Consider the following 21,777-nt stretch of genomic DNA (forward strand, 5'->3'; position numbering starts at 1 on the left):
GGACCCGATGGTGTCACCTGACGTCAACCATTAATAACCCAGTGTTATCAATGCTGTTGTCCTTGCATCTTTGGATGATGGTGACGCCTTCAATATAGTCCAGTCGCATAAAAAATCAAGGGAACGTGAAAACAACTTTACACGCATTTCCTGTGCATTATTTCAAGGTCGGCGTCGTCATCTCTGGCAGCGCTGCCTTGATGGCAGCAGCACCAGCAGCAGCGCCGAATTTTCTCAGTACACGGTCAGACAATCCTTCGCGCTGCGTGTAGTCCACAATATTGTTGGACTTAAGCTGATCACGCGCCACGCTTTCTACCGTACCAAAGCCATCTGCCAAACCGAGCTCCACTGATTTCGCACCACTCCAGACCAGACCGGAAAAGGTATCCGGCGTCTCCTTCAGACGAGCGCCGCGTCCCTTGCGCACCACGTCGATAAACTGTTGATGAATTTCATTCAGCATGTCCTGCGCATAGATTTTTTGCGTATCGGACTGCGGACTGAAAGGATCCATGAAGGCCTTGTTGGAACCTGCCGTCAACAGACGACGCTCGACACCAACCTTCTCCATCACCCCGGTGAAACCAAAACCATCCATCAATACACCGATCGAACCGACGATACTGGCTTTGTTGACGTAAATGCGATCGGCTGCCGCGGCAATGTAATAACCACCGGACGCGCAGACCTCACCCACCACAACGTACAGCGGCTTTTTCGGATTCTCGGCACGCAGACGTGTTATCTCGTCATTGATGATGCCCGCCTGCACCGGACTACCACCCGGACTATTGATCTGCAAAATGATGCCAACCACACCGGGATCGGCATATGCCTTGGTCAAGGCCGAAATGACCGTTTCTGCATCGCCTGCACCTTTTGCTTCGATCGTGCCATCAATCTTGATCAGTGCCGTGTGCGGTCCGACGTTTTCCTTGCCGTCGCTGGCGCTGTTCATGCCGGTCCAGATGGCGAAACAGATAAGCGTCAACGTTGCCAACTTGAAGAAAATGCCCCACCGACGACGCGCACGCTGCTCCTTGATTGTGGCGAATGCGAGTTTTTCCAGTACTTCGCGCTCCCAGCCATCCTTGCGCGGCGTAGCATTCGCACGTCCGTTTGCCAATCCATCCTGATCGAAATCGTTGCTCATAATTGCACTCTAAAGGTTCCCGCGCGGCTCATGCACGCGCAGGCGTTACGTAATCATCCGGTTGCCAGAATACCTGATGATCTTTCTCTATGACATGCAGCAGACGCAGACGGCGACCGCGACATGGACCAAATTTGCACAGGCCCGTTTCCGGCTCATACATCGCACCGTGCGTGGCACAAATCAGATACAGGCCCGACGATTCAAAAAATTCACCCTTGTTCCAGTCAAGTTCGATCGGTACATGGGCACAACGATTCAGATAACCAAAGACCTTGCCACTGTAACGGACGACAAAACCGGTAGCATCTTCACCACCCGCCGTTACGGGAAAACGGATGCCCTTGCCACCTTCTGTAAGAGTTTCTGCATCACAAACGGGAATCGGAAGACTCATCCTTGCCTCACGCGTGCTGATTCAACCATGTGTGCAATTCCGCCACGGAATTGGCAGCGAACAAGGGCTGCAACGCACAAAGGTCATCTGCCGTATGCGCGCCGTAATGCACCGCGATACCGGCCGCACCGGCGTTTTTTGCCAGTAACAGATCATGCGTGGTATCGCCAATCATGACTGTGCGGTTCATCTCTTGCCCGAGCTCATGCGTCAACTCTTGCAACATTGCCGGATGCGGTTTGGAAAATGTCTCGTCAGCACAGCGTGTCGCATCAAATAATGGCTTGAGTCCGGAGACAGCCAGTGCACGATCCAGTCCTGCGCGACTTTTTCCCGTCGCGACTGCCAGAAAATAGCCCTGCCCCGCCAGATCTGTCAGCATCTCACGCACGCCGTCAAACAGGGTCAGCCCGTGATCCTGCGTCAGATAATGATAACGATAGCGCTCGATGATCTGCGGATAAAAGCTCGGATCAACATCTGGAATGGCCGCTTCCATCGCACTCTGCAAACTCAGGCCGATGACATGCGAGGCCTTGCGTTGATCGGGCACGGGCAAGCCCAGGTCCCGTGCGGCAGACTGAATGCACTGGACAATCGTTGCCGTGCTGTCCATCAGGGTTCCATCCCAGTCGAATACGATGAAATCAAATTGTTTCTTTGGCATGACAACGGTGACGGATGCTCACCTCTCCTTTGCGTTTTGCAGTCAAGTAAATAGAAAACGATACATAGTGCAGACTGCGTATCGCTTATTCGACTTTACTCAGGCTGCGAAGAAAGCGATCACATTCCGGCGGCAATGGCGCATTGAAGGTCATCTGTTTGCCGCTTTCCGGATGCACGAAGGTAATCTGATGTGCATGCAGAAACATGCGCTTGAGTGGCGCGCGATCTCCATCTGCCTTCTGCAGGGCACGATTCAAGGCAAAGTCACCATATTTGTCGTCACCCGCAATCGGAAAACCACTGGAAGCCAGATGGACGCGAATCTGGTGTGTGCGACCGGTTTTCAGCTCGGCCTCCAGTAAGGCGTAACCGTCATATTTCTGACGTAAGTTGAAGATAGTATGCGACGGCATGCCGTCTGCCTGCACCCGCACACGCCGCTCACCATCTGGCGTCGAATATTTATGTAATGGCAATTTGATGTGTTGGCGCGAGTTTTTCCACTCGCCTTGCACCAAAGCAAAATAGCGCTTGTCCGGCTCCCCATCACGGATTTGCTCATGCAAATTGGTCAGCGCAGAACGTTTCTTCGCGAGCAACAACACGCCGGACGTTTCACGATCCAGACGATGCACCAATTCCAGAAACTTGGCGTCTGGTCGCGATGCACGCAACTGTTCGATCACACCATAACTGACGCCCGATCCGCCATGCACGGCAACACCGGCCGGCTTATCGATAATGAGCAAATGGCTGTCTTCGAAAATGATCTTGAACTCTGCGCCCGGTGCAGTGTTGGCCGCCTTCTCCGCCACGCGAATTGGGGGGATGCGGACCATATCACCCTCAGCCAGTCGATAGGTTTGATCTATCCGACCTTTGTTGACACGCACTTCGCCAGAGCGCAGCACTCTATATATATGACTCTTGGGAACGCCTTTACAGATACGTAACAGGAAATTATCGATACGCTGACCGGCTTCCTCATCGGAAATTGTAATGAGCTGAACTTGGGCTGCCGCAGGGTTTGGGACCTGTGCGGATTGGGACGGCAAAGGCTTCTTCACCTCTTTCCCTGAAAATCTCGCTAAGTCCTTCATTTTGAATATATAATCGATTCGCCTCGGCAAAGCGCCGGTGCAAGTGTAAGAATAAAAAGCACATTCTACACAGGGGCGTCTCCATCGGCCTCGCCATTTTCGCAAATTCGATGGAAAAGATGTGTATGCACCGCCCCTGTGCGAGTCAAGGTTGCACCGTTGTTGCAATCGGATAACGCACTTGGGTGTTGGTCAAGAATGTCTGGATTGTTAGGATAAAAGTCCGGCAAGCTCGTCGAATACGAACAGCTTGCTGGTTGATGTGGTTGAATTTGTTTTGCCGTTTGCCCCACTTTTCACGTGACACTGCGTCGCTGAATAGCGTTTGTGTCTAATTTGTCTGTTGTGCTCGTTCAAGCGAGGCGCACCGAGCCAATGCGTAAATCTGGGTTAATCACGGCATCCTTTCGATTGCATCCGCGCCCGTTGTGATGGCAGCGCTTTGCGCTGAGCCTCACACATTCAAGGCAATTTCATCCCCAGCCCTTCCTGCCTCGCGTACATCCCCTGTACCAAATGTTGTGTAACGACGTGTCAAAGCGTCAACGATGTGTGCTCGTCCGCTGCAGATTGCGCAAATTCCGATGGTGTTTTCATCGATGCATATGCGCCCGTCTGGCTGACTGCGAGCTCGTCATACTTGATGCAAACACGACGTCGACAACCTAATGACCTTAGGGTCGCGGAGCAATAACATGAAGCGCATGCTTTTTAATGCGACACAGCAGGAAGAACTGCGTGTTGCCATTGTCGATGGGCAAAAACTCATCGACATCGACATCGAAACCGCCGGACGCGAACAACGCAAGTCCAATATCTACAAGGGTGTCATCACCCGTATCGAACCTTCGCTCGAAGCCTGCTTCGTCAGCTACGGTGAAGATCGCCACGGCTTCCTCCCATTCAAGGAAGTCGCCCGCACTTACTTCAAGGAAGGCATCGACGTCCGCAACGCATCGATTAAAGATGCCTTGCGTGAAGGCCAGGAACTCATGGTGCAGGTCGAAAAGGAAGAACGCGGTAACAAGGGCGCAGCCCTGACCTCGTTCATCTCGCTGGCCGGCCGCTATCTGGTCCTGATGCCAAACAATCCACGCGGTGGCGGTGTATCGCGCCGCGTCGAAGGCGAAGATCGTCAGGAACTGCGCGAAACGATGGACAAGCTCGATTTGCCGCAAGGCATGTCGGTAATTGCCCGTACTGCTGGTATCGGCCGTAACGTCGACGAATTGCAATGGGATCTGAATTACCTGATGCAACTCTGGCGTGCGATCGAAGGCGCAGGCAAGTCGGCACCGGGCGCCTTCCTGATTTATCAGGAATCGTCGCTGGTCATCCGTGCGATCCGTGATTATTTCCAGCCAGACATCGGCGAAATCCTGATCGACACCGACGACATCTACGAACAGGCGCAGCAGTTCATGAGCCACGTGATGCCGGACATGGTGCATCGCGTGAAGCGTTACCGCGACGACGTGCCGCTGTTCTCGCGCTTCCAGATCGAACATCAGATCGAAACCGCGTATGCGCGTACCGTACCGCTGCCATCGGGCGGCGCTATTGTTATCGACCACACCGAAGCACTGGTATCGGTAGACGTCAACTCGGCACGTGCAACCCGCGGTAGCGATATCGAAACCACCGCTTTCCACACCAACTGCGAAGCCGCTGATGAAGTCGCGCGTCAGTTGCGTCTGCGCGATCTGGGTGGCCTGATCGTCATCGACTTCATTGACATGGAAAATGCCAAGAATCAGCGCGAAGTCGAATCGCGTCTGAAAGAGGCATTGCACCATGATCGCGCCCGTGTACAGATGGGCAAGATTTCACGCTTTGGTCTGATGGAACTGTCCCGTCAGCGTCTGCGTCCATCGCTGTCCGAAGGCAGCCACGTGACCTGCCCGCGTTGCAACGGCACCGGCCACATCCGTGATACCGAATCTTCCGCACTGCAAGTCCTGCGTATCATTCAGGAAGAAGCCATGAAGGAAAACTCGGCTTCGATCCACGTGCAAACGCCAGTCGATGTTGCGGCTTTCCTCCTGAACGAAAAACGTGGCGAGATCCTGAAACTGGAAACACGTCATCGCGTTTCCGTCATCTTGATTCCGAACAAGCATCTGGAAACGCCGCATTACAAGCTCGAACGCATCAAGCACGACGATCCGCGTCTGGAAGATGCGAAAGCCAGCTACATGATGAGCGAACAGGTCGACACCGACATCAGCTACGGCAAGCGCAACAAGGACGAAGTTGCCAAACCGCGTCAGGAAGCTGTCGTTAAAGGCATTACACCCGATCAACCTGCACCGATCTTTGAACGTAAGCCGGAAGAAGTGGCTGCACCCGTTGCAAAACCACAAGGTTTCTTCCAGAAACTGATCGCATTCTTCAGTGGCGCGCCTGCTGTGCCGGTAGCACCGGCACCTGCCGCGGCCGAAGAGAAGAATGCACGAGCCACACGTGAGCGTGGCGAACGCAGTGGCAACAATCGCAACCAGCGCGGACGCAATCGTGGCCGTGGTGGCCGTGATCGTGAGGAGCGTGAAGAAGGCGCGACCAAAGCTGCGCCGGCAGCACCAGCCGCTGAAGCCCAGACACAACAGCGCCCACCACGGCCGCCGCGTGAACCGCGCGAGGCACGTGAACCGCGCGAAGGTGGCGAAGGCCGCCGTGAACGCACGCCACGTCCACCACGTGAAGAACGCAACAAGGATGCAACCAAGGAGCAAGGCGAACAAGTGATCGCCGCCGTAGCACCGACATCCGCACCAGTTGCGCCGGTTTCAGAAGCGACTGAAGCCGTGATTCTGGATGTGAATGGTCAACCGATCGAAGCAGCAACTGCTGAGGATCAGCCACGTCGTCGTCGTCGTCGTGGCGGCCGCAACCGTAATCGCCGTGATCGTGACAATACCGAAACCGCAACGGAAAACGAAACTGGCGAATCTGGTGACACAGAGATCGCGACCGACAACACAGCGGCAATTGCTGCCGTTGCTGTCGCTGCTGTCACCGTTGCCGAAGCAGCTGTTCAACCTGCCAAAGCTGAAGAACCAACGGAGGCAGTCGAAGCGCCGGTCAGCGTGCTGGATAGTCTGATTGCTGCACCGGTAGCACCACAGGAAGTTGCGCCAGTACAGGAAGAAGTCGTAGCTTCTGCAGAAACCGTCACTGATGTAGCCGTGGAAGCAGCACCTGTCGCAGCAGAACCTGTCGCCGCCGCAGAGCCCGTCGTGGCACCTGTCAGCGATATCGTTGTTGAAGCGGTTGCGCCAGCAATTGTGCCAACCCCTGCGCCCGTCATCGAAGAAGCGCCAACAGCAGCAGCACGTCCCGTCGTCAATGGTCATGCCAATGGCAGCGCTGTTGACCTGGATGCTGTATTGCGTGCAGCTGGTCTGGAACTGGCTTCAACCGATCCGGAAAAGTTGCGTTTGGCGCAGCAAGAAGCGGCGAAAATTGTCGTGCCGGCACGCGTACCACGTGAACGTAAACCATTGCCGCCGCTGTCGACCGAACCGTTGATTCAAGTCGAAACACAACGCTAATCCGAAGACGTCAATCACCTGCCATACAAAAAGGGGAGCCAAATGGCTCCCCTTTTTTTGTGCCCCGACTCCCGAATTATGCGGCGATACGATTTTGCAAAAGCAGATCAATCTGCTGAAGGCGTTGAATCGTATCAGCGCAAGCATGCGCCGCTTCTTTTCCTTTGGTCAGGAAGTGCTGATGGAAATACTGTTGATGCTCTTCGCCATGGAAATGATGTGGCGTCAGCACTGCGGACAATACCGGCACTTCGGTTTCCAGTTGTACCTGCATCAAACCGCTGATGACCGCTTGCGCGACGAATTCGTGGCGATAGATTCCACCGTCGACAACCAGACCGCTGGCCACAACTGCAGCGTAACGACCGCTCTTGGCCAGCACCTTTGCATGCAAAGGAATCTCGAAGGCGCCAGCGACTTCAAAGAAGTCGATCGCGTCTTCGGCATAACCGCGGTTTTTCATTTCTTCAACGAAAGCGAGACGGCACTGATCGACGATGTCCTTGTGCCAGGTGGATTGCACGAAGGCGACGCGACGTGCGGATTTCGATTTGATATCGATAGCTTGCTGCATGTTCAGGCTCCTGTTTGCCGATTCAAGTAACAGGGGCATTTTTTGAAGTCAAAGCGGGAAAACGGATGCATCACGCCAACGCGCACGCAACGAAAGTCCTCCCGTTCTCTATCATCCGGACTATACCGTCGGCCCCGGAATCACACCGAGTCTGCTGACCCTGCCGGTGATTCCGCAGAACAGCGGAAGGACATCCGGTCAGGCGCTCGCGGGCTAGCTGAACATCCAGCATTACCGCCGGTGGGGAATCGCACCCCGCCCCGAGAACGCTCCGATCAAGATGAGATTTGTCGTTTCTCAATCGGAAGCGAGACTGTAGCACGCCGGAAAAATTGCTGCAGGGCGTGCCCTGATTTTTTCATTCGTTGTCGTCAGTCAGATCACCAAGCAGATCGGCACCCAGCAATTGCTGCGCGGTTTCGGTCGGCAATGCTTCAACCGATTTGAGCTTGCGTGACATCTGGCGCGTACGCGTTTCTGCCTGCTCGATATTGCGTGCTGCGCGTTCCAGTGTCGCCTTGGTCGTCGCCAGCACTTCGCCAAATTTACCAAATTCGGTCTTGACCGCCCCCAATACCTGCCACACTTCAGACGAGCGCTTTTCCAGAGCCAAAGTACGGAAACCCATCTGCAAGCTGTTCAGCAAAGCCGACAAGGTCGAAGGACCTGCGATGCTGACACGACACGTGCGTTGCAACTCGTCGGCCAGACCGGGGCGCCGCATGACTTCGGCATACAAGCCTTCGGTTGGCAGAAACAGAATGGCGAAATCAGTCGTCAGAGGTGGCGAGAGATATTTTTCGGCGATCTTGCGTGCTTCGCCGCGAATGGCCACTTCCAGCTCACGACCTGCAGCGGCCACGCCATCCGCATCGGCACGTTCGGCGGCGTCGGCCAGGCGCTCGTACTGTTCTTTCGGAAACTTGGCATCGATCGGCATCCAGACCGGTTCGTTACTATCGTCCTTGCCCGGCAATTTGACGGCAAATTCGACACGCGCGCCGCTACGCGGAATCGTTTCCACGTTCTTGGCGTACTGGTCCGGCGTCAGCAATTGTTCCAGCAGCATCTCCAGTTGTACTTCACCCCAGGTACCACGGGTCTTGACGTTGGTGAGTACCCGTTTGAGATCACCGACGCCAATCGCCAGTTGCTGCATCTCGCCCAACCCCTGATGCACTTTTTCCAGTCGATCCGAAACCAGTTTGAAGGATTCGCCCAGACGCTGTTCGAGCGTGGCGTGCAGTTTCTCATCGACCGTCTTGCGCATTTCTTCGAGACGCGCACCATTGTCGGTCTGCAGATCACGAATCTTGTTTTCCAGCGTGGCGCGCACTTCCGCCATGCGTTGCGCATTCGATTCGGTCAGTGCCGTCAACGTCTGATTCAGTGTTTCGCCGAAACGCTGCAATGCAATTGCCTGTTCTTCCCTGCCGGCTTGTGCCTGCAAGGTAATCGACTGACGCATTGCTTCCAGTTGCTGCGCGTTGGCTTCGTTCAGTTTGGCTAGTTGCTGGGCAAATCCATCGATCTGGTTATTCTGCACCGTCGCCACACTGGTCAACTGGGCAGCCAGCGCCTGTTGAAACTGTGTGAAGTTCGTGCCAAGCTCTTGTCGCGTTGCCTGCGCGGTCGACTGCACCTGCTCGCGTAAAACGCGCTCGCTGCGTTCGGCATGTTGTTGCTGGCTATTTTGCAGAGCGTTCTGCAATTCCATCAGCTTGGCGGTGCCCTCCCCTGACTTGCCGCGCAACAGCACGACGATTTGCAGGGCGACACCGATGCCCATGATCGCCAACAGGATGAAAAATTGAGATTCAGTCATGAGAGGGAAAGATAAAAATCAACACATGCCATCAGGATGGATGTCGTACCAACACGCGGGTCAGCCGTGTGTATTGCGCATCCAGTCGGCGGTTTCCGCAAAGGCTTTCCGCAATGGTTCCTGCAACGATGGCACGATGCCCTCTTCCGCCAGCGCCATATCCATGCATTGCAACCACTGATCGCGTTCACTGATGCCAATCGCAAACGGCAAATGACGCGCACGCAAACGTGGATGACCAAAACGTTCGACAAACAGGTTAGGGCCACCGGTCCAGCCGGACAGAAACCAAAACAGCTTATCGCGTGAACCGTCGAGTGACGGAGGGTGCATGGCACGGATACCGGCAAACGCCGGCTCCAGATCCATCAGATCATAAAAACGGTCAACCAGCGCGCGTACGCCGGTCTCGCCATCCAGCAAATCGTAAAGCGTGCGCTGGACTGCTTGTTCGGTAGATTGTTCAGTACTCATAGCTCGCTATGATACCGCATCACGTCGCGATGAAGCCGGCAAACAGCGTATGCAAACGCATCGTCAGGCTTCGCGCAATGTCTGCAACGGCGGTTGTTTCAAGACATGCCGCAAACCGACCCAGCCACCGATGAATGCACACGCCGCACCTGCCGAAATGCCGGCGATCCACACCACCGGACTGAAGACCCACGCAAAGTCGAAGACAAAACGCGCCAGACTCCAGCCAACTGCCGTCGCGCCTGCGGCTGCCAGCAGGCCCGCAAGGCCGCCAACCAGTACAAACTCGATCCATTGTGATCGCGATAGCTGCGTGCGCGTTGCGCCCAGTGCCCGCAACAGACCTGCTTCGCGCTTGCGCTCATCCTGCGAACTGACCAGAGCGGCGTACAGCACTAACATCCCTGATGCCAGGGTGAACAGGAACAGGAATTCCACGGCTGTCACCACCTGATCAACCACATCCTGAATCTGCTTGACCACGCTACCAATATCAACCACCGTCAAATTGGGAAAGTCACGCGTCAACTGATTATCCAATGCCATCTGCGTTGGCGACAGATTGAACGCCGTGATCCATGTCTGCGGCATATCCTGCATTGCCGACGGATTAATGATCACAAAGAAATTGACGCGCATTGATCCCCACTCAAGATCACGCAAACTGGTGATCGTGACATCCACTTTTTCTCCGGCTATATCAAACTGCAGCTTGTCGCCCAGCTTGAGGTTCAGGGTTTTCGCCAGTCCCGATTCGACCGATGCTTCCGGCTTGCTGTTGTCATACCAATGCCCGCTCTTGATCGCATTCCCCTCCGGGATCGTCATCATGGTCGACAGATTAAATTCACGATCGACCAGGCGCTTGGCGCGATCTTCGATGAAGGACTCGCCATTGACCGTCGTGTCATTGATCGCAAGCAAACGGCCGCGAATCATCGGGAACAGCTCCGCCTTCTGCACACCAGCTTGCTGCAGCCGGGCTTCGATCTGTGCTTTCTGTTCCGGCTGGATATTGATGACGAAACGATTAGGCGCATCCGGCGGCGTGGCCTGACGCCAAGCGTCTACCAGATCACCACGAATCACGGTGAGCAGCAGCAAGGCCATTAAACCCAGCGCAAGCGCCACGATCTGAACTACAGTTGCGCCAGGACGTCGCTGCAATGAGGTAAGTGCAAAACGCCAGTTAGGATGCTTGGTTGCCGCGCGCAACGACTGCAAAAATTTCAGTGCGCCCCAACTGATCGCGGCAAAAGCTCCCAATCCTCCAAGAAAACCAGCCGCCGTCATCAACCCAAGACGCACATTACCCGCTTGCCATAACAGCAGTCCGACGAATGCCAGCAAACCCAGTGCATAGGTCGTGACGGTCATCGCCTGGGGCAATGCCTGCTCCTGCCGGATCACGCGGTTATGCGGCACATTGCGTAATTGCAGGATCGGCGGAATGGCAAACCCGACCAGCAGGATCAGTCCCGTCATCACAGCCTGCAGCGCCGGGATGATCGATGCCGAAGGTAACTCACTGCTGACCAGGCGCCCGAGCCATTCAATCAAAACAAAATGCGCACCAAAACCCACCAGTGCACCCAGCACACTGCCAGCCAATCCGACCAGCAAAAACTCAAGCAGAAATAAACCCGTCACCTGATTTTGCGTCATCCCCAAACAACGCAACATCGCGCAAGCATTCACATGACGCAACATGAAGCGGCGTGCTGCCATGGCTACCGCCACCGCCGCCAGCATGGCCGACAGCAAGCCGACGAGAGAAAGAAATTGCTCTGCACGCTGCAGGGTCGCACGCATCTCGGGACGACCGGATTCCAGTGACTCCAGCCTTACGCCACGCAACTTTTGTAGATCGATCTGCTCTTCAACAAATTTGCTGAAATCCGTCACTGCCGCAGAAGGTCCGGCAATCAGCAATCGATAACTCACACGCGAACCGAACTGGATCAGATTGGTTGCCGCCAGATCGCTTTTTGACAGCATCACGCGCGGTGCGAAATTCATGAAGCCCGCACCGCGGTCCGGTTCAAGCGTAATGATTTTTTCAATACGGAATGTCTTGTCACCCAGCCTTAGGGCATCACCAAGGCGGGCATTCAATGCCGTCAGTAAGGCCGCATCCACCCAGACTGTGCCGGCGGCGGGAATCTGCGCGGCCACACGTCCCTCCCCTCCCGGCGCATCGGCAATCCTGATCGCACCACGTAAAGGATAGAGAGCGCTAACGGCTTTGATGGATGCGAGCTTGGATGCACTGTCATCACCCTCACCAACTGTTGCCATGCTGGGAAAGACCGTCGTATCAGCAAGTTGCAAACCTCGCTTTTCCGCCTCTGCACGAAAGCTTTCTGCAACAGGCTCATCGGTACGGATCACCAGATCCGCTGCCAGCAGTTGATTGGCATCGCGCTCAAGCTGGCTACGCATGCGATCAACAAAGAAACCAACTGAAGACAAGGCGGCGACCGCCACGATCAATGCCACCAGCAGAAAACGCAACTCGCCAGCACGCCAGTCGCGCCTTGTCATACGTAAAGATTGCAATAGCATTCGTGTCCGTTTCTAATAACTGGTCACAGGCGACCAAATACCTGGGGGTGTCTTGCCGTACCAATCAGTACAACAACAAGATGCTAGCCTAGCGCAAAAGCAGCATGGCCGCCGAAAAGGACGGACATACGCTGCCGCCCTGCCCAAAATCCACCTTGCCTGTGCAAGCGCGGAATTTTTGTGCCGACCTGCAGTCAAGAGATAGCGAGGCAGGGAATTTATCCAATCACGCCCATGCTTGTCGGCAGCAGACATCTGTAAAACAGTCAAAAACATTTGTCACCTGTGCTCGCCACCAATGAGGAGAGAACATCATGGAGATCGGTGTCAATCAATTCGGCATTCCACAGTATCCGCACGACGATGCAAGGCGACTGTTTGTTCTGGCATGTGCCATCGATCTGCTGGAGCGTCCTACCCCTACCGCTCTGGATGATCTGACCGGCATCGACAAAACGCTGATTGATGCCGGCGTTGAAAAACTGTGCGAACAGTACGGCATGGTGATTCACAAATTTGGCGATATCTACCGCATCGAATCCTGGGGCAGCGTCCTTAATAAGGAAAGCGTGCAAAAAGTCATGAAGCCCGACGCGCAAGATGAGTGAGCATCGAAAGCATAGGGCACTCCGGCCCATACTCCCGATGCAGCGTGTTTTGCCTCTGAAAATTTGCCTCGCTCGCAAGCAGCGAACGTACAAAATGATCGGAAAAGATCGATCAGACGTTTCAGAATCACGCGCATCTATGCGCGAATGGATTAAATTTCAATCGAAGAATGGATTGAACTTTGATCGCCTCTATGCGCGTATGTATAGTCGGCCGCATGAATATAGGAAATCGCCTCGATCAGGCAATGAAAGCTGCACGAATCAAGTCTCAAAGCGAGCTTTCGCGCTTGTCCGGCGTTCCGCAAGCAACAATTAGTCGCATTCTCAAAGATATTGGCGTCAAAGGACCGGAAACCGAAACGATCAAGAAGCTTGCGAAGGCTTGCAAGGTATCCTTCATCTGGCTGAACGAAGGCGAAGGTCCTCAGTATTTGTCCCACACTGAAGCGCAGATTCCGCCCGCAGTAGACGCGCGCATCGCGGATGCACTTAAGATCATGCAAAACCTGCCCGACTACAAACTCGATCAGATCATCAAAATCATTGATGTGATTGCCGATCCGTTCTCTGTACAGCAGGCCGACGCAGATACCAAGCCTTCCGGGACCAACCGAAGAGCCAAATAAGGTTATCAATCGCTGGTGTGACGGCACCTCCACGAATTGCTGAAAAAGTGTTTCATGCTTGCGTTGACGATTGATATCGTTGCCGCATACGATCGTTCATGGCGGATTCGGAATTTTCAACATTAACAATTGATAACTATTCACGAATTGACAAAGCCACTCATTCGCGCATAATCTGTACTGCAAATTTCCTTGATGCAATTTATTTATTGTATGCCCGCCACTTACGTCGTCCTGGGGCATAAGACTAAAGATGGCAAAACTGGATCTCTCTTATCGACCCCGGGCAGGCACTAAAGTCGCAGTCGCACTTGATCTGATCAAACAGCAACCGCGCACGACACGGGAGTTGTGCACACTTCTCTCCTGCACCTGCAATGCCGTTCGCAGCATGTTGATCAGGCCACTATCACACGGCGCAATTATCAAGATAACTGATGCAGAAGGCCGCGTCTACTTCAACAATCCGCATACCGAGCCTGCCGATTCAGTAAAAGATGCGTGTGTAGTGCGACAACGTCGTGCAAAGAATATCCATCTCGTCGCAAAGCCCCCCTTGCACAAAACCACCCCCATCAAGAATAAATCCGCGCCATGCCGGAAAGAAAGGCGTGCATCGAAAGAGCATGCACATTCGGCTGAGATCGCATCAGGCTTGATTGATGGGGGGTTGACCATTGCGGCAAACGGCAAAAGCATCAATCTAGATGCAAAACAACGCCAGCAGCTCTATTCCTATCTCCAGAAAATTCAGGGAATACAGTAAAACTTTCGCCCCCTGCAAATTTCACTTCCCTGCACGATCGCTGAAAATCCCACACAATGGCGTCATTGCTGCTCTCTGCCTCAAAGAGACAGATCTGATTATTCCAGCCCATGACGCCCGATAGTACGCTGCCTCTTTCACTGCAACTCAAACAGCAAACGGCCCACAAGCACGAACAAATGCATCGGTTGATGGAGCGTGCCGAGCCGTTTTCCAGCCGCGCGCAGTATGCGCGCTTTGTCGCCGCACAGTATGTATTTCAACGCGATGTGGAAGCGTTGTTTGCTTTGCGTGAAATTCAGACGGCGATACCCGATTTGGAAACACGTGGACGCGTATCTGCAGCCCGCAATGACTTGCGTGACCTGGATTTCGTGATACCCGAGATGCCGCTGGCTGAACATATCACGATGCCTGCTGCACTTGGCTGGCTCTATGTGTCGGAAGGCTCGACACTGGGTGCCGCTTTCTTGTTGAAAGAAGTCAAGAAAAAACTCGCCTTGTCAGAATCCTTTGGCGCAAGAAATCTGGCCGCCTATCCGGAAGGTCGTGCGATCGTCTGGCAGCGCTTTACACGTTATCTTGATGAAGCCAGGCTGGACGAACAAGGCAAAGCCGCCGAAGTCATTGCTGGCGCCCATGCAGCCTTTAACCGGTTTGATAATCTGCTGCGTCATTTCTTTCAGCTAGCCTGAACCAGTTCCGACTCGATGTACTGTTTGCCACGATACAGCGCATGCGAAGCTGCCTCCTCTGCTGTGGCAAAGGCATCCTGAATCACACTGATGCTAATAGTCGGCGTCCCATTTTTGACGATATGAAAGCTGCCGATCCATCTGCCGGTGTCATGCTTCTCACTGGTGCCATGGACCGTATAGCCATGATGCTCTTCGGTGTTGGTATGACTCATGATTTTTATTTCCTCCATTGTTAATCGATATTCTTTTGCGTAAGAGACGTTGTTTAATCAAGCAGTTCCGCAGCCTTCATTTCATGCCGAAAAGCATGTTTTCATCTGATGCAGAATTTTCCATCAAGACGTCATTCACTAATCGCTCCGCTATGTACGCTATCGCACCCGACAGGACGAACTTCGCTCGCATCGTTCAGTCACACAGGCACGCACAAGCGTTTAACGAAAAGGAGATTCTGATGAAAAAAACTGCTCAAGCTGCTGCTCTTGTTTCCGCATTATTCTTTTCCGCCGGCGTCATGGCACAAAGCAGTAATGATGTCGTGACCAAACCAGCACCAAGCACGGAATCCAAACCACCTGTTGCTCATCCAGAGAAAACACGTGGCGAGGTTAAGCACGAAGCGCAAGGTGGATCGGTTGGTACCTTGAAACCCAACTCGGATGAATCCAAACCTCCTGCCAGCGCTGGCATGAAAACCAAATCTGAGGCACGCCATGATGACGCCAAGGCAACGAAAAAAGGTACAACGCCGGACGGCATCAACGAGCCAGACAATGCCTATCCAAATAAAACCACAAAGAACAAATAATCATCCCCAAAAAATCCCGTGTTTTACACGGGATTTTTTTATGCCTGCCACTCCCCCTTTCGCTGACCAGAGAGTTGCCGGTCCAGATAATAGGCGGCACTGATCAACGCAAGATGGGTGAATGCCTGCGGAAAATTGCCAACAAGTCGGCCGTGCGTATCAAACTCCTCTGAATACAAATGCAGGTGATTTGCATAGTGCAGCACTTTCTCAAAGATAAGACGAGCCTCATCAACGCGACCTGCTCGGGCAAGACATTCGACATACCAGAACGAGCACGCGGCGAAAGCCCCTTCTTCTCCCTCCAAGCCATCTTCGGTTTTATAACGATAGACAAGCCCATCGTCACATAGCTGCTCACCAATCGCATCTAGCGTTGCCAACCACTTCGGGTCCGTTGCACTGACAAAACGTACCAATGGCATCAGCAATAACGCCGCATCCAGTTCCGTACTCCCTTTACTCTGGACAAAATGGCCGACGTCCTCATTCCAGAAATTACGCCAGATGTCATCGTGAATTGCGTTGCGTACCTTGATCCAGGTGGTGAATGGTGCAGCCAGTGAGCGTTTGGATGCCAGACGAATTGCCCGATCCACTGCCACCCAGCACATCAGCCTTGAATGCAGATGATGACGTGGCTTGCTGCGGATTTCCCAGATTCCCGCGTCAGGCTTGTTCCAGTCACGACAGACATGATCAACCACGCGACAAACGCCGGCCCAGTCCTCGTGAGAAATCGCCTCACCATATTTGTTGCTGAGGTAGATCGAGTCAAGCAACTCGCCGTAGATATCGAGCTGAATCTGATCGATCGCGTCATTTCCGATGCGCACCGGCACAGCACCGCCATAACCATCGAAATGCTCCAGGACGGTTTCCTTCTTGGGAAGGCTGCCATCCAGCGCGTACATCACGCGTAGCGCACCACGCTTTCCCGATTTGGCGGCGCGCTCGCTTAGCCAACGATAGAATGCCGATGCTTCGGTGTGATAGCCAAGTCGCATCAACGCATACACCGTGAATGAAGCATCACGTATCCAGATTGCGCGATAGTCCCAGTTGCGCTCGCCGCCTTCCGCTTCCGGCAAGCCATACGTTGCAGCAGCAACCATCGAACCATGTCGAATCGAGGTCAGCAACTTGAGCACCAGCGCCGAGCGGGTCACGGCATCACGCCAATGTCCCTTGTAGGTTGAACGTGACACCCAATCCTGCCAGTACCGAATCGTGTAACGAGCGAGCTCGTGCAATTCATGACTGGACAGCATCGGCACGTCATTTTCTTCCAGTACGAAATCCGCGGTCTCGCCATGACGTAGGATCAGTGCCGCCGTGACATCCCGCTGATCACGTGTGAATTTGACCGGCCCGCTCAGACGCAAGCTCGGATGTCCCTTGCTGGAAAAAATGGCGCAATCGTCTTTTAGCGTCACGCTCATCGGGGCTCGTCCATAATCAAAACGAGGCGCACATCGCAGCAGAATACGTGCCTCGCCTCGCGTCGCGCGGACCTGTCGCACAATGCGGGTCGGGCACGCGCCATCGCTTTGCGGCATCGGCATCATGTCGACAATTTCAACGCTGGCATCCTTGCCCAGCCACCGCGTCAGTAACACATTGGTATCGGGTAGATACATCTGGATGCGTCGAGCCTCCGGCAGATCCGGAGCCAGTTCAAAAGCTCCACCCTTTTCCGGATCAAGCAAAGCCGAAAAAATTCCGGGACTGTCGAAACAGGGCCAGCATAAAAAATCAATTGTGCCGTCGGTCGCAACCAGAGCCGTGGTCGACAGATTGCCAATCGCACCGTGATCGGCAATCGGTCTCGGAATCGGCTTGCTTACCGGCAGCGCCACTTGCTTTCGCACCGATGGTTTTGCGGCAGCAGTCCGCGCTGTCGAAGGTTTTTTCGTTGCAGCCTTGGTCGGCCGCCGTGTTTGTTTGCGTGTTGTGTCAGAAGTCGTCATCAACCATTGTCCTCAAAACCCGGATACAACGTCATACCGCCATCGACAAACAATGTTGTCCCCACGATGTAATCAGCCAGATCCGAGACGAGAAACAACGCTGCATTTGCCACATCCTCCGGCTCACCGATGCGACCATAGGGGATCAGTTCCAGCAATTTTTCCGCACCATCGCCTTGCGTCACCGCTTCATTGATTGGCGTGCGTATCGCCCCTGGGGCGATGGCATTGACCCGAATGCGTTCAGCGGCAACCTCCTGAGCCAGAGAAGACATCAACAAGGCCACGCCGCCCTTTGATGCGGCGTAATTCACGTGCCCCGCCCACGGAATGGTCTGATGGACGGAACTCATGCAGAGAATCTTTCCTATCGAACGTGATACACCACGATCCCCCTGCAAACGAAACGCCTTGACGGCTGATCTCGCACATAAAAATTGCCCGGTCAGATTGGTCTTGATCACGGCATCCCAGTCCTCAATGGACATTTCGGCAAACCTGGCATCCTTTTGCATGCCAGAATTGGCCACCAGAATATCGACTGCACCGAAGCGCTCGATCGTCTGCCCAAACAGGCGCGCCACATCAGACTCTTGACCAACGTCTGCTTGCACTGCCATTGCATTACCTCCCACCTGCGAAATCAGCTTGACTACGTCATCCGCAGCATCCGCATCGTGATGGAAGTTGACGACCACGGTCGCCCCTGCACGGGCATATGCCAGACAAATCTCACGCCCCAAACCAGAGCTGCCTCCCGTCACAATGGCAATCTGTCCTTGCAAAGAAATCTGCATGCGCTCCTCTCTCACCTGGTTCCGATCAGAATGTTTATTAAAAAACAGAATTGGCTAATCACCATGTAGGATTCCCTCGCCAATCTCAGTAGGATCAGAGGAAAAAGCAGAAGTGGGTTGTCAGCGATTGGTCCTCGAAAAACTGGGGTGAAAACCGCGCCTCCGGCATATTTATTGCCTCTGAAAAACAAGACTATTTTGTGTATCCAGTACACCAACTACCGCACATCTGCGTTAAAACAACCTCTATCTCGGCTGAACTTTCCTCTTAGTGCTTGCGCCTGCCATGTCACAATTACCTGTCTCAGCTCCGTTCTCCTCCATGGATAAGCTGTTTGAATCCGCTTTTAACTATTCATCCATCGGTATGGCGCTGGTTGGTCTGAACGGGCGCTGGCTCAAGGTCAATCCCTCGCTATGCCGACTGCTGGGATATACGGAAAGCGAGCTATTGCATATCGATTTTCAAACCCTGACGTATCCGGAAGATCTGGATACGGATATGACGCATGTCGGTAATTTGCTCAAGGGCGAGATTGACAGCTATGAAATGGAGAAGCGCTACATCCACAAAAGCGGCACGCTGATCTGGGCGCTGCTGTCGGTCAGTCTGGTACGTGACGAAAACGGAATGCCGAGTTTTTTTATTTCGCAGATTCAGGACATCACGGCACGCAAGGAAGCAGTCCTGCAACGCGATACTTTTTTAATTTGTCACACGACATGTTGGCCACCAGCAGCGCACAAGGCTATCTGCGGCAAGTCAATCCTGCATGGACGGCTGTGCTGGGCTGGTCTGCCGATGAGCTGACAGGACGTCCTTTTCTCAATTTCGTCCATCCCGATGACATTGCGATCACGGTGCGCGAAACCGATTTGAGCACCAGTGGGCAGTCCACCGACGGCTTCTGCAATCGGTATCGCGCAAAGGATGGCACATATCGCTGGATCGAATGGAGCAGTTCATCCATCCACAACGGCGTGATGTATTGCTCCGGGCGTGACGTTACACAACGAAAAATGGAGCAGGAACTCCTGGTCGCGGAACAGGAACGCTTGCATGTGACACTGCAATCGATTGGCGATGGCGTCATCACCACCGACATCGACGGCATCATCACTTCCATCAATCCCATGGGCGAATCCATCATGGGCTGGTCGGCAACCGAAGCGATTGGCAAGCCGATTGATCAGATCATGCATCTGGTAGATGAAAAAGCGCGGGGAACCGTTGCCAATCCGCTGATTGAAGCACTCAGGCAACGCAGCACCATCAAACGCGATCTCGCCCTGCTTGTACGTCGAAATGGCCGCGACTGCGCCATTACCGAATCGGCCTCACCCATCCAACGCGCAGATGGCAAATTGCTTGGCGGGGTGCTGGTTTTTCAGGATGTCACGGAAAAACGGAAATCGGAAGCCCACATCAAGTATCAGGCAACGCACGACCAACTGACGTTGCTACTGAATCGTGCCGAGTTCGAACGTGTGGCATTGCAACTGTTTCAGGACGCCCGAACCAACAACAACCAGCATTGCATCCTCTTGCTTGATCTGGATGCCTTCAAAGCAGTCAATGATCAGGGAGGGCACATGGCAGGTGACGAGATGCTCAAACGGATTTCCTCGCTGATCAGCACCAAACTGCGTGTCGCCGACAGCGTGGCGCGACTGGGTGGCGATGAATTTGGTGTGTTATTACAGAACTGCCCCCTGCATATTGCCGAGAGAATTGCCGGGCAACTGATCGAAGCCATCAGCGCATACCGGCTGGAATGGGAAGGTCATACCTTCAAGGTCGGTGCGTGTATCGGCCTGACAAGAATCTTCAATGAGTCCGGCAGCATGAAGGAAATTATCGCCATCGCAGATGCGGCTTGTTATCGCGCCAAAGCTGCCGGAAAAAACCAGTTCAAGATCGGTTAAAATCACGCAATGGAAAATAGCTGAGAGTGCCATTGCCACAGCTGAAAACACACTATTCCACTGCAATCAGCAAATCGCCATTGCGATCCTTGAATGAAGAGGTATTGGCCACCGGCTCAACATATTCAAGCCCATCTGTCATGAAAAAAACCATGCCCTCCAAGGGCGTGGTCGAGACAAATTTCATGATTGTGCAAACCGTGTTGCCACCTTCATAGGCAAATACGCCCACTACGCTTGCATCGGTCATAACGCCTCCTTCGTGAATACGCCTGACGGAGAAAATTACATACGATGCGCAATCGCATATCAATCCCATGATTATGGGGCGCACGTTGCAAATTTAAACATCGACATTGCGTACTGCATGCAACGCGCAGACAGTCATGCGCCGCAGACCTATTTACTTGAAGAAAAACCGTGCTGTGCCGTTAGCTAATACATGGCCGAAAAATAAAGCATAAGCTGACCTCCTCGGCTACAGAGCTCAAACACCCGTCAATACCGATATCAAGCATTAAGTGACCATACGCCACGAAATAAAGCATATCGCGTCCAAAATAAATTCACTCTGTTCTGGCATGGAGTTTTCTCACTTTGCTGCCGCATTAGCTGTATTTGCTCGCTTCACTTTCACCGAATGACACGTGATTTTGCTGGTAACAATCTAATTGTTCTCTAACTGAGCCAGCAGCAGTTGCCGCGCTTCCTTCAACCGGTCAGCAACAAAACACCTGTCAATGTCGCAAATCACAACTTTTCCTTGCTGATAAAGCGTTGATTCAAGCAACGTCCAGCCACTGTGATGGTCATCCAAAATCAGCAGGGCTTCACCTTTGCTGTTCTTACCAAGCCAAGCTTCAATTTCGGAAATACGGCTGGAATCCTTGCTCTTCGGAGTCGTCCACTCTTCGTGAAGATTGCATGCCACAAACTCAAGACCAGTTCGCTCGAACACCAATATCATTTGCTCTCGTCCCAGCTGAGTCGTCCAACTTGAGGATATAACATACAAGGGAGAGAACTCTGCGTGTAGAAGCTTCAGATTTTCTTTCGCATCTATATGCATCAAACCTTGCCAAAGCTCGGGCCACTCCTCTGTGCCGTGTTCGAACAACTGTATGACTTGATAAGAGTTGTAGATGCCTCGGCCAACTAGCACGTCATCTAGGTCAAGAAAAACTGTTGGGCGCATAAGCTGTCTCGTCTCGGTTTTGAAGCACTATTCATCAGAACTATTTGCTGAAAATCGGAGTAATATACT

At 53.5% G+C, this 21,777-nt stretch carries 21 protein-coding genes and 1 riboswitch; of the genes, 8 read left to right on the forward strand and 13 right to left on the reverse strand.

The features are described 5' to 3' along the window. Positions 1-157 precede the first annotated feature (157 nt). From IEV29_RS04920 to IEV29_RS04935, 4 genes are all read right to left on the reverse strand, one after another. Entirely contained in the window at positions 158-1,156 is a 999-nt protein-coding gene (locus IEV29_RS04920; protein ID WP_188380120.1) for a S49 family peptidase, read from the reverse strand. Between the two features lie 28 nt (positions 1,157-1,184). Then, positions 1,185-1,553: a Rieske (2Fe-2S) protein gene (locus IEV29_RS04925; protein WP_188380121.1), complete on the reverse strand. Its 369-nt coding sequence runs from the start codon at positions 1,551-1,553 to the stop codon at positions 1,185-1,187. 7 nt (positions 1,554-1,560) lie between these two features. Beyond that, a complete protein-coding gene (locus IEV29_RS04930) occupies positions 1,561-2,220 on the reverse strand; it encodes an HAD-IA family hydrolase (RefSeq protein WP_188380122.1) in 660 nt (219 codons plus the stop codon). An 85-nt stretch (positions 2,221-2,305) separates the two neighbouring features. Next, complete coding sequence (locus IEV29_RS04935; protein WP_188380123.1) at positions 2,306-3,322, reverse strand: RluA family pseudouridine synthase; 1,017 nt, start codon at positions 3,320-3,322, stop codon at positions 2,306-2,308. 695 nt (positions 3,323-4,017) lie between these two features. Here IEV29_RS04935 and IEV29_RS04940 point away from each other — a divergent pair. Beyond that, positions 4,018-6,873, forward strand: coding sequence for an Rne/Rng family ribonuclease (locus IEV29_RS04940; protein ID WP_188380124.1), 2,856 nt, complete (start codon positions 4,018-4,020; stop codon positions 6,871-6,873). Between the two features lie 76 nt (positions 6,874-6,949). Here IEV29_RS04940 and IEV29_RS04945 read toward each other — a convergent pair whose 3' ends face one another. The 4 genes from IEV29_RS04945 to IEV29_RS04960 all read right to left on the reverse strand — a co-directional run bounded on the left by IEV29_RS04945 (position 6,950) and on the right by IEV29_RS04960 (position 12,311). Then, entirely contained in the window at positions 6,950-7,447 is a 498-nt protein-coding gene (locus tag IEV29_RS04945) for a 6,7-dimethyl-8-ribityllumazine synthase (RefSeq protein ID WP_188380125.1), read from the reverse strand. 99 nt (positions 7,448-7,546) lie between these two features. After that, positions 7,547-7,719: riboswitch (FMN riboswitch) on the reverse strand. Between the two features lie 86 nt (positions 7,720-7,805). After that, on the reverse strand, positions 7,806-9,272 hold the full coding sequence (locus IEV29_RS04950; protein WP_188380126.1) for a DNA recombination protein RmuC: 1,467 nt from the start codon (positions 9,270-9,272) through the stop codon (positions 7,806-7,808). A gap of 60 nt (positions 9,273-9,332) precedes the next feature. Continuing rightward, positions 9,333-9,746 carry a group II truncated hemoglobin gene (locus IEV29_RS04955; protein WP_188380127.1) on the reverse strand — a complete coding sequence of 138 codons (414 nt, stop codon included), beginning with the start codon at positions 9,744-9,746 and terminating at the stop codon, positions 9,333-9,335. Positions 9,747-9,809: 63 nt separating this feature from the next. Beyond that, positions 9,810-12,311 (reverse strand): ABC transporter permease, encoded by a 2,502-nt coding sequence (locus tag IEV29_RS04960; protein WP_188380128.1) that lies wholly within the window; start codon positions 12,309-12,311, stop codon positions 9,810-9,812. A 314-nt stretch (positions 12,312-12,625) separates the two neighbouring features. Here IEV29_RS04960 and IEV29_RS04965 point away from each other — a divergent pair, with 314 nt between their 5' ends. From IEV29_RS04965 to IEV29_RS04980, 4 genes are all read left to right on the forward strand, one after another. Further along, positions 12,626-12,919 (forward strand): hypothetical protein, encoded by a 294-nt coding sequence (locus IEV29_RS04965; RefSeq protein WP_188380129.1) that lies wholly within the window; start codon positions 12,626-12,628, stop codon positions 12,917-12,919. Between the two features lie 182 nt (positions 12,920-13,101). Further along, the gene (locus IEV29_RS04970; protein ID WP_229726236.1) at positions 13,102-13,548 is read left to right on the forward strand and encodes a helix-turn-helix domain-containing protein; all 447 of its coding nucleotides are present in this window, start codon (positions 13,102-13,104) and stop codon (positions 13,546-13,548) included. 253 nt (positions 13,549-13,801) lie between these two features. Beyond that, positions 13,802-14,314 carry a hypothetical protein gene (locus IEV29_RS04975; protein ID WP_188380131.1) on the forward strand — a complete coding sequence of 171 codons (513 nt, stop codon included), beginning with the start codon at positions 13,802-13,804 and terminating at the stop codon, positions 14,312-14,314. A 110-nt stretch (positions 14,315-14,424) separates the two neighbouring features. After that, entirely contained in the window at positions 14,425-15,009 is a 585-nt protein-coding gene (locus IEV29_RS04980) for a biliverdin-producing heme oxygenase (RefSeq protein ID WP_188380132.1), read from the forward strand. Here IEV29_RS04980 and IEV29_RS04985 read toward each other — a convergent pair. Beyond that, positions 14,997-15,224, reverse strand: a complete 228-nt coding sequence (locus IEV29_RS04985; RefSeq protein ID WP_188380133.1) for a DUF6566 family protein — start codon at positions 15,222-15,224, stop codon at positions 14,997-14,999. The genes IEV29_RS04980 and IEV29_RS04985 overlap by 13 nt on opposite strands. Positions 15,225-15,241: 17 nt before the next feature. Here IEV29_RS04985 and IEV29_RS04990 point away from each other — a divergent pair, with 17 nt between their 5' ends. After that, on the forward strand, positions 15,242-15,820 hold the full coding sequence (locus IEV29_RS04990) for a hypothetical protein (protein ID WP_229726237.1): 579 nt from the start codon (positions 15,242-15,244) through the stop codon (positions 15,818-15,820). A gap of 38 nt (positions 15,821-15,858) precedes the next feature. On the opposite strand, the gene IEV29_RS04995 is transcribed toward IEV29_RS04990, so the two are convergent. Together IEV29_RS04995 and IEV29_RS05000 are read right to left on the reverse strand one after the other, a co-directional pair. Further along, positions 15,859-17,790, reverse strand: coding sequence for a glycoside hydrolase family 15 protein (locus tag IEV29_RS04995; protein ID WP_188380135.1), 1,932 nt, complete (start codon positions 17,788-17,790; stop codon positions 15,859-15,861). After that, the gene (locus IEV29_RS05000) at positions 17,790-18,587 is read right to left on the reverse strand and encodes a glucose 1-dehydrogenase (protein WP_188380136.1); all 798 of its coding nucleotides are present in this window, start codon (positions 18,585-18,587) and stop codon (positions 17,790-17,792) included. Before IEV29_RS05000 ends, IEV29_RS04995 begins: the two co-directional genes overlap by 1 nt. 322 nt (positions 18,588-18,909) lie before the next feature. Between IEV29_RS05000 and IEV29_RS05005 the strand changes: the two genes are divergently transcribed. Continuing rightward, entirely contained in the window at positions 18,910-19,398 is a 489-nt protein-coding gene (locus tag IEV29_RS05005) for a PAS domain S-box protein (RefSeq protein ID WP_229726238.1), read from the forward strand. Next, complete coding sequence (locus IEV29_RS05010) at positions 19,311-20,513, forward strand: diguanylate cyclase (protein WP_229726239.1); 1,203 nt, start codon at positions 19,311-19,313, stop codon at positions 20,511-20,513. The genes IEV29_RS05005 and IEV29_RS05010 overlap by 88 nt, the downstream gene beginning before the upstream one ends. A 52-nt stretch (positions 20,514-20,565) precedes the next feature. Here IEV29_RS05010 and IEV29_RS05015 read toward each other — a convergent pair whose 3' ends face one another. Then, on the reverse strand, positions 20,566-20,763 hold the full coding sequence (locus IEV29_RS05015; protein WP_188380139.1) for a hypothetical protein: 198 nt from the start codon (positions 20,761-20,763) through the stop codon (positions 20,566-20,568). Positions 20,764-21,180: 417 nt separating this feature from the next. Beyond that, entirely contained in the window at positions 21,181-21,708 is a 528-nt protein-coding gene (locus IEV29_RS05020; RefSeq protein ID WP_188380140.1) for an HAD domain-containing protein, read from the reverse strand. Between the last annotated feature and the right edge of the window lie 69 nt (positions 21,709-21,777).

Source organism: Oxalicibacterium faecigallinarum (assembly GCF_014635705.1).
GTDB lineage: Bacteria > Pseudomonadota > Gammaproteobacteria > Burkholderiales > Burkholderiaceae_D > Oxalicibacterium > Oxalicibacterium faecigallinarum.